Genomic DNA, 12,221 nt, shown 5'->3' on the forward strand with positions numbered 1-12,221 from the left:
AATTCAGCCCGATGCTTATTGCCAGCGATTTAAAATAAAGTTTAACCGCATCAACATATTTTTAAGCCAAACGGCAGGGCCGCTTCGTTTGTTACCTGTCAGATTGCCATCTGTGAAACCACCAGCCAGGTTAATAACCCCACCAGCGTGGTCGCGGCAACCGCGAGAATAACGAAACCGCAAAGCACGATAATGCTCTGTTTTTTCATCAGAGTTTCCTTTTATAGGCCACGATATAAACCGATGCACACTGCATGAGCCAGGCTAAACCTTAGCTAAACAAAAACAACGTTGTCATTCTGATAATATAGGTTAAATTTAATTTAGCCATTCCTGTCATTCACCAGACCTTTTTTGCAGAAAAATGATGTCGGTCATTACCTGTGGGTTTTGCATCCCGCAAAATGCTTTTTTTTTAAATTTCGCCTTTAATTCATCGCTTAATGGCACGGGGTTTATATATGCTAAACAACGAAAAACAGGATAAAGCGCCCGCTTTATCCGATCGTCCCTGGTATCAGCGCAGTGTGGCCGAGATATTTTCTGACTTACAAAGTTCGTCAGCGGGATTAACCTCGGCCACCGCGCATGACCGTCTGCAGAAATATGGTCCAAATGCCCTACCGCAAAAAGCAGAAAAGTCTGCGCTGCTAAAATTTATCGCGCATTTCAAAGATGTACTGATTTATATCCTGCTGGCTGCCGCAGTGATTACTGCAATCATGGGCCATTGGGTAGATACCTTTGTCATTCTCGGCGTTGCTGTCATCAACGCACTGATTGGATTTATCCAGGAAAGCAACGCCGAGAAATCTTTGAAAAGCATCCAGAATATGCTGGCGAATGAAGCCATGCTGGTGCGAGACGGTAAACAAGTCACCGTGCCGACGCGTGAGATTGTGATCGGTGACGTGGTGATGCTGCGTCCCGGCGATAAAATTCCGGCAGATTTGCGGTTGTTTGAAGTGAACAACCTGCGGGTTGAAGAGGCGATTCTGACCGGCGAATCGACGGTGGTATCGAAAAGCGTTGATACGCTGAGCGGTGAAAAATCGCTGGGCGATCGCCTTAATCTGGCCTTTTCAGGCACCACCGTCAGTTCAGGTACGGCGGCAGGCGTGGTCATCGCCAGCGGTGGCGATACTGAACTCGGACATATCAACGAGATGATCAGCGGCATCAAAGAGGTGAAAACCCCGCTGCTGGTGCAGATCGATAAACTGGGTAAAGCGATCTTCTTTATCATCCTGCTGATGATGGTGGCGCTGTTCATTTTCGGCTATCTGCTACGCGATATTCCGCTGGGCGAGCTGTCGCTGTCGGTGATCAGCCTGGCGGTCGCGGCGGTGCCGGAAGGGCTGCCGGCGATTATTTCGATCATCCTGTCGCTGGGCGTGCAGTCGATGGCGCGCAATCAGGCGATTATCCGCAAGCTGCCGACCGTCGAAACCCTGGGTGCCATGTCAGTCATCTGTTCTGATAAAACCGGCACGCTGACCATGAATGAGATGACGGTCAAAGCGGTGGTGCTGGCCAAAAGTCGCTGGCGCGTCAGCGGTAACAGTTATGAACCCAAAGGCGAGATCGTAGCCGAGCAGGCCACAGCAGGCACTACCAGTGCCGCACAGGATCCGCTATTCCAGCAGTTCCTGCGTGCGGTCGATACCTGTAATGAAAGCCAGCTCCGCCAGGATAATCAGGGCCACTGGACCATCGTGGGCGGCCCGACGGAAGGCGCGCTGAAAGTGCTGGCGGCCAAAGGGCTGACCGATTCCGGGCCAGTTGAGGTAGTCAGTAAGCTGCCATTTGATTCTCTGTATAAATATATGTCAGTCAGCTGCGTAGCCGGCGGCGAATCCTATGTATTGCTGACCGGCGCGCCAGACGTGCTACTCAATTTATGTCAGCAGCAGCAGACGCCGGAGGGCGCAGAGCCCATCGACCGTGACTACTGGGACGCCGCCATCACTACCTACGCCAGCGAAGGGTTACGTACCGTGGCCGCGGCCTGGAAGAAAACCGCTGCGCCGGTCACCTCGCTCGATCATGATGAGCTGAAACATGACATGGTGCTGCTGGGTCTCGCCTGCATGATGGATCCGCCGCGCCCTGAAGCGATCGCGGCCATTGATGAGTGCCAGCAGGCGGGAATCCGCGTCAAAATGATCACCGGTGACCATCAGGAAACCGCGATGGCGATTGGTCAGATGCTGGGGATTGGCAACAGTCACGCGGCAATCACCGGCTACCAGCTGGAACACATGAGCGATGCCGAACTGGCTGAAGCGGCGAAAACCTACGATATCTTCGCCCGCACCAGCCCGGAACATAAACTGCGGCTGGTAAAAGCGCTGGAAGCCAGTGGCGAAATTGTCGGGATGACCGGCGATGGCGTCAACGATGCGCCCGCGCTGAAACAGGCCAACGTCGGTATCGCGATGGGGATTAAAGGCACCGAGGTGACGAAAGAAGCGGCAGATATGATCCTGGCTGACGACAACTTCGCCACCATTGCCGCTGCGGTGAAAGAGGGACGTCGGGTTTATGACAACCTCAAGAAGACCATCCTGTTCATCATGCCCACCAACCTGGCGCAGGGTTTGCTGATTATTATCGCCATCCTGATGGGGAACCTGCTGCCGCTCACGCCGGTACAGATTTTATGGATGAACATGGCAACGTCCGCCACGCTGTCGTTTGGTCTGGCGTTTGAACCGGCTGAAGCCAATGCGATGCGGCGTCCACCGCGTAATGTGAAGGCGCACGTAATGGATGGTTACGCTATCTGGCGCGTGGTGTTTGTCGGCTTGCTGATCTCAATCAGCGCCTTCGTGCTGGAAGCCTGGCTGCAGCCGCGTGGCTACAGCGCAGAATTTATCCGCACTGTGCTGCTACAGATGCTGGTCACTGCGCAGTGGGCGTATATGCTCAACTGCCGTAACGCTGATGGCTTCTCTCTGGATCGCGGTCTGCTGAAAAATCGCGGCATCTGGCTGGTTACGCTGGTGCTGATTGTGCTGCAGGCGATAATTATCTATGTGCCACTGATGAATACGCTGTTTGGTACCCGTCCATTGCCGATCAACTACTGGATGATTTCACTGATCGTCAGCGTCATCATCTTCTTCATAGTGGAGATCGAGAAGCGTCTTACCCGTTCATGGCGACTGAAAACGCCCTCACGGCGTTAATTCCGACTGATGGTCCTGCTGCTGCGGATAACCCGCCAGCAGGACCTTTTTAATCAGATAGGTTAACGGAATCGCCAGAATTGCCCCGGTTATCCCCAGCAATGCCTGCCAGAACAGAAACGCCAGTAACTGGCTGGTCAGCGACATATCAAGCCGCTTACCCACCAGCAACGGTTCAATCACTGAACTCAGCCCCAGATTCAGCACCATGAAAAAGCCGGCAACCGCCAGCGCCATCTGCAGATCAAACAGTATGTAGCTCTGGATCACCGGCGGGATCGCCGCCAGGAACGATCCCAGTACCGGCACATAGTTAAAGACAAACATCAGTACGCCCCAGAAAAAGGCAAACTTCAGGCCCAGCAACTGCGCGCCGGTTCCGACGATCAGCGCGCCAAGCAGGCTGGTCAGGGTTTTTACCCGTGCATAGACGATCACACTCATAATCCCTTCCTGCAGTGCCTGATAAAGCGCCTGATGTTTGCCTGCTACCCGCTGTTGTAGCGTCTTTTTCAGCAGCGGTAATTCATACAACATAAACAGCAGCATCAGAAAGACCATGATCCACCAGGAGATGACGCCAGGTATCTGCGTCAGGAAGGCGGTCACTATCCGCACCACCGCACCCGCATCAACAAAGGTCAGCACCTGGTCGGGCGTCATGCCGATATCCAGCCGGGCAAACGCCTGCGTGAGTTGCTCCAGCCGGGCGGCCAGCAGCAGCGGTGCCTGACGACTGAGCTGCATCAAATCGGGGGTCAGCACCGTCAGTTTAATGATGGTGACCACCACCACCATCAGCATCAAAGCAATCACCAGTATCGTCGACACAATACGCGGTATGTGCTTCTTCTCCAGCCAGCTGATAAGCGGATCGAGCATGATCGACAATAACATCGCCAGTAGCACCTGGTTGATCAGCGGTGCCGCCAGATAGAGGCCGCTAAGAATGAGGGTTAACGAAGCGAGAACAAATAATACGCGTGCCAGTGGCGGCCAGAGGGTAAACCAGCTCAGTCCCATGAGGGAGCTCCTTTAGCGAAGATAAATTGCAGTATAGATGAGCGGCCGGTAACAGCGCTTTGCGTCAGGTCAGTCGGGATTAGCATCCCGCAAAGCGGACCGGCGAACCGGTCGCTGTTCAGATCCTGAGTTTGGCGAGGACGAAATACGCCTCTTTTATTGTGAGTAGATTCCGGCTATCGTTAAGGAAACGAACGTTTCCTAAAGGGCGAGCAATGCGCAATGATAATCGGATCAGAGAACGGGGCCGACCGCGGGCATTTCAGACAGAAGCGGCGCTGGATAGTGCGATGCAGATCTTCCGCGAAAAAGGCTATCACGCCACCTCAATCGGCGATCTCAGCCGTGCCATGCAACTCACCACCGGCAGCATCTATAAAGCCTTCACCGACAAGCGCTCGCTGTTTGCCCAGGTCTTTGCGCGCTATCTCTCATTGCGTCAGGCCGCGCTGCGCGAACGGCTGGCGCAGTGTGAAACCGGCCGCGAAAAACTGACGGCATTGCTGCAGTTTTATGTGGAGTCGGTGCGGGAGATCGAAGGTGAGCGGGGATGTCTGGTGGCGGGCAGCGCAGTAGAAATCCAGACCCTGGATGACGATCTGGCCGAGGCGGTAAGCCACGCGCTGATGCGCAATCAGCAGACGCTGCAGCAGCTTATCGTTCAGGGACAGCAGGATGGCTCGATCAATCCGGCGCTGAATGCTAATGCCTCCGCCTCGCTGATGTTATGTATTGTGCTTGGTATGCGGGTGGCCGGCAAAGTGGCCGTGACCCGGCCGGATGAAAGCGTTATCCCGCTGGCCCTGAAAATCCTCGACTAAATTTTTTAATCAATATGGAAATGATCATTTCCTAAATTTTGGAGCGACACCATGCATTTTCTTCAACACTATCAGCATCACTTTGCCAGCGTGGATCAACTGCGTCTTCATTATCTCAGTGCCGGATGTGAAAACGCCGAGGTGGTAGTTCTGCTGGCCGGTTTTCCGCAAAGCAGCTATGCGTGGCGCGAGGTCATCCCTGGGCTGGCTGACCACTTTCAGGTGATCGCACCTGACCTGCCAGGACAGGGGGACTCTGACTTTCCTGCTGAGGGTTACGATACCGATACGGTGGCGCAGCGGGTAATGGCGCTGTTACAGCAGCTCGGCATCACGCGCTTTCATCTGGCGGGACACGATATCGGTGCCTGGGTCGCCTGGTCGCTGGCGGCGCAGTTTCCGCAGCAGGTCAGCCGGCTGGCGCTGCTGGATGGCGGCATTCCGGGCATTACGCTGCCTGACTCGCTGCCCGTGGCCGGCGGTAACGCCTGGAAAACCTGGCATTTCGCCTTCCACTGCGTTAGCGATCTGCCGGAAGCGCTGATTGCCGGCCGGGAGGCGATTTATCTGGACTGGTTCTTTAACCGTAAAGCGGCCAGTCCGCACCGGATAGATGCGGCGGCGCGCGCTGAATATCTGCGCCTGTATCAGCAGCCCGGCGCGCTGCGGGCCGGGCTGGCTTACTACCGGGCGGTTGAGCAGTCGGCCGGCCAGAATCGCCAGCGCGCGCAGGCCGGAAAGCTGGCGCTGCCGCTGCTGGCGGTCAGTGCCGATCAGGGCTCGATACCGGATATGGCGACCCCGCTGCGCGCCGTGGCTGAGCAGGTCAGCGGTGCGGTTATCGGGGAATGCGGGCACTTTATTCCCGATGAGCAGCCGGAAAAACTGGCGGAAATATTAACGGATTTTTTTACTCACTGATCCGCTAAGCAGGTAACCGTGGCAGTGTGTCTGCCGTATCGCCTCAGGCCGCCAGCGACAGGCTGGCGGCGCTAAGCGGGGCTGCTGATATCCTGAGACAGGAAATAATCCAGCCAGCTGACAGCACAGCTGAAAAGTCACCGATCTGACTGCCCGGTCCGCTCGATTGCCGGACAGTTTCAAGCCTCAAACGGACGGAGCCGATCACAGTCTGCGCTGTTTTCAGAGGCGGGCAAAAGGGTCTTCTGCAAAACCCCTGCAAAACTCTTCTGCAAAACGGATTATTTTTTGACCACCATCCGCTACCATCCCGGGTCACGATCGTCGTTATATTTATCTGTCATTTCCTGTCTTTTATGACCCAGAAGCGTCCGGGTATCGACGCCCTGTTTACGGTAGAGTCGTTCTGACAGCGATCGCTGTTCATGGAAGGTCGGCGCTGCGCCTGTTTCCCACTTCAGGCCTGTTGCCTTACGTGCGGCCATGAAGTGGGCCCGGAGGGTGTGTGGCGTCACCGGGTCACCTCTTTCGGACGATCCGCTCCTCCTGGTGTGATGCAGGATATAGGGACTCAGAATACTATCGCGACACCGGTTGATGACCTCTTCCAGACTCAGCCCGAGGACTTCGCAGCGCAGGGACAATGGAATGCCGATCCTCGTACCGGTTTTTTCCTGCTGCACATGAAGATGGCCGTCCCAGATATCTGAAAATTTCATTTTTGTTATATCGCTGATGCGCTGGCCGGTAAGTAATGCCAGCAGCATGGCGCGCTGCAGATAGGCAGGATACGTCCCGCAGTCATATATTTTCTGCCAGATTTCCATATCCAGCCTGGTACGTCTGACTCTGACCTTAGGAGCACGGGTTAAAAGTGCTGGATTAAATCCCGGGCTGACCTCACCGGCTCTCTGGGATTCTTTAATAAAATCCACAGCAATACTCCGGACGACCTGTGCCATGGTGGATTTACCCTGTTCAACATAGTGCTCAAGAATAGTGCTGATATCTTTAACCGTAACATCCTCCATATATTTTAAACCCAGTTCTGTAACGAGGACGTTGATACCCATTTTCCGGCTCCGGACTGTAGCCGGTTTTATTTCTCCGTTTTTAAAGCGCCTTTCCTGTATGCAAAGATATTTTTCAGCCCAGCAGGAAACCGTTATTTTTCCGGCAACATCATCAGCAATGTGGCGACGCACCTGCAGCAAATTCTGCAGCCGGCTCTGTGCTAAACGGATATTGGCCTCATTGGCGATTTGACGGGCTTCATCTTCATCTGTGCCAAGTCCATGAAACTTGCCAGTGACAGGATGTTTATAACGCCAGTAAACACGCCTGGTGCGCGAATCCAGATAACATGAAAGCCCGGGTATAGTTACGATATATTCTTGGTCTGGCCATCTTCAAGGATCCTTTTCAGCACAGGGTTATCATCTGTGTTAACCGCGGGCTTACCCTGCGTTCCTATAAACCGGGCAGACCGGTCCACGCGCCAGCAGTTTCCGACCTTAACGGGAAGGGGAAATATCATACCGTTCTTCGTGTATTTGCTGAGGGTGGCGATGCCCGGAACGGGTTCACCAAACTCTTCTGCTGCCCATGCAGTTAATTTGATCATACGGGCCATAATTTTTCCGCATATAACTCTGCTGTTCTGACCTGATGCCGCGTATCACATGACCTCTGCGGCGAGCTTAATATTCTCTTCCGCTTTAACCGGGACCGGCCTGTGCCTGATAACAGGCTGTACGGTCACGGTAAGCGGGCAGGTTTGCTGTCATTACCATCGCTTTTTCCCCAGCCATTGCGTTTTGCCGTCTGGCAGAACTGCTTTCTTAATCCGGCCCACTCCCTGTCTGCTTCAGAGCAGGGCAGTGAACGCGCTTTTTCCCATAATGTTGCTGCACGACCATAAAGGTTCAGCCTTTCAGCCCTGGCGGCCTCGATGGCATACGAACCATAGGTCGTCAGGATTTCCCCGCTGACGGGGTCTTTCCATATCCACATTTCACTGCTCCTGTTCAGTACCCGGCTCAGAGGGTATACGGCCTGTCTTCTGCTCACTGAGTTCTTCTCTTCTTATACGCGCGACATCCGTTGCTTTACTCAGCAGGTCAGTGTCATCCGACAGCATCCGGGCTGCGTAGCGGTAGCAACGGGCCAGCTCATCAATGGTCTCTGCCTTCGCAGCTGCCTCCGTGAAATCAGCCAGGAGCGTTTCTGCCGTTCGCTTTACCGGTGACGGGCTTTCGGGCGTTCCCTGTGAGGTACTGGCCACGGCGTTTTCGCCGGCAGTTTCTGCTGATGCCGTCAAAGGTTCTGAGCGTTCTGCCGGCCTGGCCTCCGGTTCAGTGTGCTGTGCCGATCTGGTTTCCGTCGGGGCATTGATGAGGGCATTCAGATCTTCTGCTGTTTCCACCGGCGTGATGTCACGCATAGGAGGCGTCTCTGACCCGATCTCATCCGGGGTATAAACCCCGAGAATGACATCCGGACAGTGCAGCCGGGCCCAGCGCTTCACTGCCAGGTACGCTAACTGCTGCTTAGGATCCGTGGCCCAGAGCGGTGAGTTTCTGGGCTGTGCCTGGGAAAGCAGTAATTCAAGGACCCGGGGATGTTTCTCGCCTTTCATGGTTGCCCAGACACGTACGCCGCATTTCTCCTCATCTGTGAGCGTCCAGGCCTGAACGTAAAATTTTTTGTCGCTGTCTTTTGCAGATGTTTTTTCTTTAAACCTGCCGATAACGTTTTCCCAGGGGCCGTACCACTCGTAATGAAGGCGATCATGAGTCGGTGCCATGCTCGTGATGACCGCGTTCACAAGTTGTGCCTCATACCCCAGAACACCGTGAACGAGGTGGGTTTTCTGCGCCACCGCGAAGGGGTTCATGCCCCACTGAACCGCCTGCATGGTTACGGCCAGGCAGTCGGAAGCATTACCTTTCAGGTGTGCAGGGACGGTAACGTGTCCCTCTGCCATGACTGCAGCAAAGCGGATGAGCTTATCGAGCCCGTCCGGGCTGAATACGGCCGAGCGGCTGTCTGTTCCGGTCAGGGATGTTTCGGTCATGTCGTTACTCATAGTCTGTCCTTTTTCCGGGCCCATTCAGGGCGTGAGATTTCTTCAATGCCACCCCAGTTACCTGTGATGACGCAGTCATGAAAGCGGTTCAGGTCACGCCGGAACAGATCGTAACCGGCTGCGACATCATCCCGGCTCAGCTCATAGACGCGTACCGGATAGCGGCCACAGTCAGCCGATTCGCTGACGGCGATAAAAATGAACTGCGGGGTCTCACCGAAGTGCCGGCGGAAACCCTCGCGATACATGGCGTCCTGGACGTGATAGCGGAACTCTTCGATGTGTCGCGCAAAGCGCGCCATGTCAGCGACTTTCTTCACATCCACCATGACGGGGCGCTCTGTCAGGTATTTATCCGGACGGATGCGGCACAGCTCGTCTGTTTCATCATCCATCCAGTAGATGGACGCTTCACTCTGCCCTGCGGCTTCCAGAAAGAAGCGCGCGCCGTGGTGGGCAAGGACGCTGTCGCGCATGAGCCTGAGCCTGCGGCCCTGTTCAGCGTCCATAACCGTCCTGCCGCTCTCAGCACACTCCTGCAGAAACTGTTTTTCGTCCGACTTGCCGGCAGTGGTCCGCCGGTTGAATTCCGGTGCGACGATAAAGCGCGCATCAAATGCATCGGGTTCAAGCAGCAGGCAGTGCAGGGCAGTGCCCATGTCGAGCGCCGTGGTTTTTTCCGGATCGAGCGGGGCATGTCTGCGCCAGAGATAGATGGCCGGATTAAGGGCAATGTCATCGAGCTGTGATTTACTGACGCCCGGGCCCGACTGATAGGCTTCATTGCTGAGATCAGGGTAAAGACCGGGGCTCATCATGATGGCGCCTCCCACCCAAGCGCGACCTGAAGATCGTAATTGCGGGTCGCCTGCAGATACGCCAGGTTCGTAATGAAACCGATGTAAGTCTCGTCAGCTTCGGGATGGGCACAGCACTTCTTCACCTCGGGATGCAGGTTCCAGTGGCGGAACTGATGGAGATAGTCAGGGAAACAGGCCAGCAGGCGCTGTGCCTCATCATCGATCCAGCGCTCTTTCTCTATGGCTTCCTGTTCCTGAGCATCGAGAAAATCCTTGTGCTGTTCATGTAATGCGAAGGGGATCATGGTTTTCCCTCCTGCATCAGGATCCCGATAATGCGGTCAAAAACGACCTGTAACAGCGGCAGCGGAGGCTGCGGTGGCAGTGCCGGGGATGAAGACGACGAGAAACTGGCACTGGTTACGATGTTTTCGGGTGCAAACTCAATATCGCGGATGGCGTGAAAAGGGCGAGCAAATGCGGCATCGCCCCTGATGGCTGGTTGCATCATGGGAAATGGTCCTTTGAACAGTCGGGTTAAACGAATACGATCAGGGAAAAGCCGGGCTGGCTGTCAGAAAGTGGTGTGGTCAGAAGGTAAAATATAAATCCACCGGGCAGGGCCACAACCACATAACCACGGGTTAATACTCTTCCTCTCGCCTTGCAGCTGTGAGGGCAGCAAAGATACTCACCGGATCACCTGCTATCAGCGTCCGGAGAATGATAATGCCGTTAGTGGTGACGTCAGCTTCAGGGGCGGCTTCGAGCGCGGCCTCAACAACACGGATATGCTCAGAAAGGCACAGGATGAAGCTTTTGATAGAGAGTATCGAACGTACGCCGTTAGTGATGTAATCAATCTTCACAGCAGGTGCTCCTTACTGTCACCGGCCCGTCCTCAGTAAAGGGCCAGTGGTTAAACATTGAGAGTCTGATGACTCAGTCAGTCGCGGCGCTTAAGCGAAGCGCCGGCCCTAAATCTGTTTGTCATAATCTGCATGACTGAGCAACTCCCAGTGCTGTCCGTTATCTCTGGAGAGGAGTCGCCATTGCGGGGTGACCCGAAGCGTGAGGTATCTGTCACGACAGGTTCGCCTCGCCCGGATGTGACCTGCACGCCATAAACGGATAATCCCTTCGGCGCGCCGCTTTATCCGGGCGGGTGCGTGCGGTTTGGGCATCGCCTTTACCTCATTTCAGCGCCACAGGTTGCGGCCAGTCGCGGTACATGGACACGGGAAACGCCATCACTGAATCTGAAAATCTGCGGCTTCTGTTTAACGTGCAGGCCGTGAAAATGAACCGGCCATTCTTAACAGGGATAATCATGTCTGGTCTCCCATCAGGAATAAAAAAACCGCCACAGCGGGCGGTTATGTTTGCGTTATCAGGGACGTTGTTATGGCTGTTCGCCCTCGTCTGCTTCTGAGGAGTCACAGCCGCAGCATGCGGGGCGTAAGTCCGGATGAAGTTCGAAAATGGGGCCGACAATTGACTCATACATTTCCTCAAGTGAACTCATCACAGTCGTACGGTAAGTATCTGCTTCTTCTTTACTCACTTTCCCTTCCTGCGCATAGGCATCAATCATGTCTACTGATGCGTGCAGTTTGTCAGCCACATCGAAAAGGGTTTCGGTGATTTTTTCTGCTGTTTCACGATCTTTCATGGATGACCTCCAGGTCTGACAGGTGCCGGGGCTGGCACACGGGTTGATTCAGATGGCCCCGAAGGGGCGCTGTCTTACTGGTTTACTTCACGACGTGGATATGGACTGATTTAATGAATTCCACGACATTTTCGCCGGCTTTCTGCCAGTAGCTCATTGCCAGTAACACGTCGTCCCGTGACTGACAGTGACAGGCATTTACATACGCCTGCACGTGAACAAGAGCGAGGCTGCGCATTTCTTTCTGGCTCAGCACACGCGAAGGTTTGTTTTTGTGCATAGTTTTCTCCGGTTTCGTCATAACAACATAGGAATGAGAGTGTGAGAATTTATTCGAAACATTTCTTGAATCTTCATTCTTTTGAGACAATAATGGTTTTCTGTTTTATGAAATTTTAATTTAAAGCACACATCAATAATGTGACCTTTTATTTGATTGCAATGAGGCTTCGATATGGATATCAACAAGGAAACTAGTTCCACATACTTTCAGAATCTCTATTCTATACTTATGGCCATGGTATATGGCTTGCTTGGCTTAATTGTCTATAATTGGATGGCCGGAAAACTTGATTTCAATAACCCTCCTGATTCAATGATATGGGCTACCGGTGATGCTGCCAACTTACTGATTTAGTGTATGATGGTGTTTTTGAGGTGCTCCAGTGGCTTCTGTTTCTATCAGCTGTCCCTCCTGTTCAGCTA

The 12,221-nt window shown here is 54.0% G+C and carries 15 protein-coding genes and 1 pseudogene; 3 read left to right on the top strand and 13 right to left on the bottom strand.

The features are described 5' to 3' along the window. Nucleotides 1-461: 461 nt before the first annotated feature. On the top strand, nucleotides 462-3,191 hold the full coding sequence (locus ABIB18_RS22420) for a cation-transporting P-type ATPase (RefSeq protein WP_031376874.1): 2,730 nt from the start codon (nucleotides 462-464) through the stop codon (nucleotides 3,189-3,191). Here ABIB18_RS22420 and ABIB18_RS22425 read toward each other — a convergent pair. After that, nucleotides 3,180-4,214 (bottom strand): AI-2E family transporter, encoded by a 1,035-nt coding sequence (locus ABIB18_RS22425; RefSeq protein ID WP_354475782.1) that lies wholly within the window; start codon nucleotides 4,212-4,214, stop codon nucleotides 3,180-3,182. The genes ABIB18_RS22420 and ABIB18_RS22425 overlap by 12 nt on opposite strands. 215 nt (nucleotides 4,215-4,429) lie before the next feature. Between ABIB18_RS22425 and ABIB18_RS22430 the strand changes: the two genes are divergently transcribed. After that, the gene (locus ABIB18_RS22430; protein ID WP_354475784.1) at nucleotides 4,430-5,035 is read left to right on the top strand and encodes a TetR/AcrR family transcriptional regulator; all 606 of its coding nucleotides are present in this window, start codon (nucleotides 4,430-4,432) and stop codon (nucleotides 5,033-5,035) included. Nucleotides 5,036-5,086: 51 nt separating this feature from the next. After that, on the top strand, nucleotides 5,087-5,956 hold the full coding sequence (locus ABIB18_RS22435) for an alpha/beta fold hydrolase (RefSeq protein WP_354475786.1): 870 nt from the start codon (nucleotides 5,087-5,089) through the stop codon (nucleotides 5,954-5,956). Nucleotides 5,957-6,258: 302 nt separating this feature from the next. Here the strand turns inward: ABIB18_RS22435 and ABIB18_RS22440 are convergent, their stop codons facing one another. The 12 genes and pseudogenes from ABIB18_RS22440 to ABIB18_RS22490 all read right to left on the bottom strand — a co-directional run bounded on the left by ABIB18_RS22440 (nucleotide 6,259) and on the right by ABIB18_RS22490 (nucleotide 11,796). Continuing rightward, nucleotides 6,259-7,029 carry a tyrosine-type recombinase/integrase gene (locus tag ABIB18_RS22440; protein ID WP_354475788.1) on the bottom strand — a complete coding sequence of 257 codons (771 nt, stop codon included), beginning with the start codon at nucleotides 7,027-7,029 and terminating at the stop codon, nucleotides 6,259-6,261. Between the two features lie 186 nt (nucleotides 7,030-7,215). Beyond that, nucleotides 7,216-7,344 (bottom strand): annotated as a pseudogene (locus ABIB18_RS22445) (phage integrase Arm DNA-binding domain-containing protein); the annotation flags it as partial. Then, a complete protein-coding gene (locus ABIB18_RS22450; protein ID WP_354475790.1) occupies nucleotides 7,338-7,589 on the bottom strand; it encodes an excisionase in 252 nt (83 codons plus the stop codon). The gene ABIB18_RS22450 and the pseudogene ABIB18_RS22445, both read right to left, overlap by 7 nt. A gap of 125 nt (nucleotides 7,590-7,714) precedes the next feature. Further along, complete coding sequence (locus tag ABIB18_RS22455; protein WP_354475792.1) at nucleotides 7,715-7,969, bottom strand: ANR family transcriptional regulator; 255 nt, start codon at nucleotides 7,967-7,969, stop codon at nucleotides 7,715-7,717. 1 nt (nucleotide 7,970) lies between these two features. Beyond that, nucleotides 7,971-9,044 (bottom strand): RecT family recombinase, encoded by a 1,074-nt coding sequence (locus ABIB18_RS22460; protein ID WP_354475794.1) that lies wholly within the window; start codon nucleotides 9,042-9,044, stop codon nucleotides 7,971-7,973. Beyond that, nucleotides 9,041-9,859, bottom strand: a complete 819-nt coding sequence (locus ABIB18_RS22465; RefSeq protein ID WP_354475797.1) for a PD-(D/E)XK nuclease-like domain-containing protein — start codon at nucleotides 9,857-9,859, stop codon at nucleotides 9,041-9,043. Before ABIB18_RS22465 ends, ABIB18_RS22460 begins: the two co-directional genes overlap by 4 nt. Next, nucleotides 9,859-10,149: a host nuclease inhibitor GamL gene (gene gamL / locus ABIB18_RS22470; RefSeq protein ID WP_313188819.1), complete on the bottom strand. Its 291-nt coding sequence runs from the start codon at nucleotides 10,147-10,149 to the stop codon at nucleotides 9,859-9,861. The genes ABIB18_RS22465 and gamL overlap by 1 nt, the downstream gene beginning before the upstream one ends. Further along, nucleotides 10,146-10,355, bottom strand: coding sequence for a hypothetical protein (locus tag ABIB18_RS22475; protein WP_313188820.1), 210 nt, complete (start codon nucleotides 10,353-10,355; stop codon nucleotides 10,146-10,148). The genes gamL and ABIB18_RS22475 overlap by 4 nt, the downstream gene beginning before the upstream one ends. Nucleotides 10,356-10,488: 133 nt before the next feature. Continuing rightward, the gene (locus tag ABIB18_RS22480; protein ID WP_313188821.1) at nucleotides 10,489-10,713 is read right to left on the bottom strand and encodes a hypothetical protein; all 225 of its coding nucleotides are present in this window, start codon (nucleotides 10,711-10,713) and stop codon (nucleotides 10,489-10,491) included. Nucleotides 10,714-10,821: 108 nt separating this feature from the next. Next, nucleotides 10,822-11,028 carry a ParE family toxin-like protein gene (locus tag ABIB18_RS23825; protein WP_502922722.1) on the bottom strand — a complete coding sequence of 69 codons (207 nt, stop codon included), beginning with the start codon at nucleotides 11,026-11,028 and terminating at the stop codon, nucleotides 10,822-10,824. Nucleotides 11,029-11,246: 218 nt separating this feature from the next. After that, nucleotides 11,247-11,516, bottom strand: coding sequence for a hypothetical protein (locus tag ABIB18_RS22485; RefSeq protein WP_313188822.1), 270 nt, complete (start codon nucleotides 11,514-11,516; stop codon nucleotides 11,247-11,249). 82 nt (nucleotides 11,517-11,598) lie between these two features. Beyond that, a complete protein-coding gene (locus ABIB18_RS22490; protein ID WP_313188823.1) occupies nucleotides 11,599-11,796 on the bottom strand; it encodes a hypothetical protein in 198 nt (65 codons plus the stop codon). Nucleotides 11,797-12,221: the final 425 nt, after the last annotated feature.

Origin of the sequence: Pantoea sp. UYEF8, from assembly GCF_040546285.1 — a bacterium.
GTDB classification, from domain to species: domain Bacteria; phylum Pseudomonadota; class Gammaproteobacteria; order Enterobacterales; family Enterobacteriaceae; genus Pantoea; species Pantoea brenneri.

Coding starts and splice junctions, on each gene's coding strand:
- ABIB18_RS22435 (WP_354475786.1), top strand. CDS start 5,087: ATGCATTTTCTTCAACACTATCAGCATCACTTTGCCAGCGTGGATCAA.
- ABIB18_RS22465 (WP_354475797.1), bottom strand. CDS start 9,859: ATGAGCCCCGGTCTTTACCCTGATCTCAGCAATGAAGCCTATCAGTCG.
- ABIB18_RS22425 (WP_354475782.1), bottom strand. CDS start 4,214: ATGGGACTGAGCTGGTTTACCCTCTGGCCGCCACTGGCACGCGTATTA.
- ABIB18_RS22475 (WP_313188820.1), bottom strand. CDS start 10,355: ATGATGCAACCAGCCATCAGGGGCGATGCCGCATTTGCTCGCCCTTTT.
- ABIB18_RS22485 (WP_313188822.1), bottom strand. CDS start 11,516: ATGAAAGATCGTGAAACAGCAGAAAAAATCACCGAAACCCTTTTCGAT.
- gamL (WP_313188819.1), bottom strand. CDS start 10,149: ATGATCCCCTTCGCATTACATGAACAGCACAAGGATTTTCTCGATGCT.
- ABIB18_RS22490 (WP_313188823.1), bottom strand. CDS start 11,796: ATGCACAAAAACAAACCTTCGCGTGTGCTGAGCCAGAAAGAAATGCGC.
- ABIB18_RS22460 (WP_354475794.1), bottom strand. CDS start 9,044: ATGAGTAACGACATGACCGAAACATCCCTGACCGGAACAGACAGCCGC.
- ABIB18_RS22455 (WP_354475792.1), bottom strand. CDS start 7,969: ATGTGGATATGGAAAGACCCCGTCAGCGGGGAAATCCTGACGACCTAT.
- ABIB18_RS23825 (WP_502922722.1), bottom strand. CDS start 11,028: ATGCCCAAACCGCACGCACCCGCCCGGATAAAGCGGCGCGCCGAAGGG.
- ABIB18_RS22430 (WP_354475784.1), top strand. CDS start 4,430: ATGCGCAATGATAATCGGATCAGAGAACGGGGCCGACCGCGGGCATTT.
- ABIB18_RS22420 (WP_031376874.1), top strand. CDS start 462: ATGCTAAACAACGAAAAACAGGATAAAGCGCCCGCTTTATCCGATCGT.
- ABIB18_RS22440 (WP_354475788.1), bottom strand. CDS start 7,029: ATGGGTATCAACGTCCTCGTTACAGAACTGGGTTTAAAATATATGGAG.
- ABIB18_RS22450 (WP_354475790.1), bottom strand. CDS start 7,589: ATGGCCCGTATGATCAAATTAACTGCATGGGCAGCAGAAGAGTTTGGT.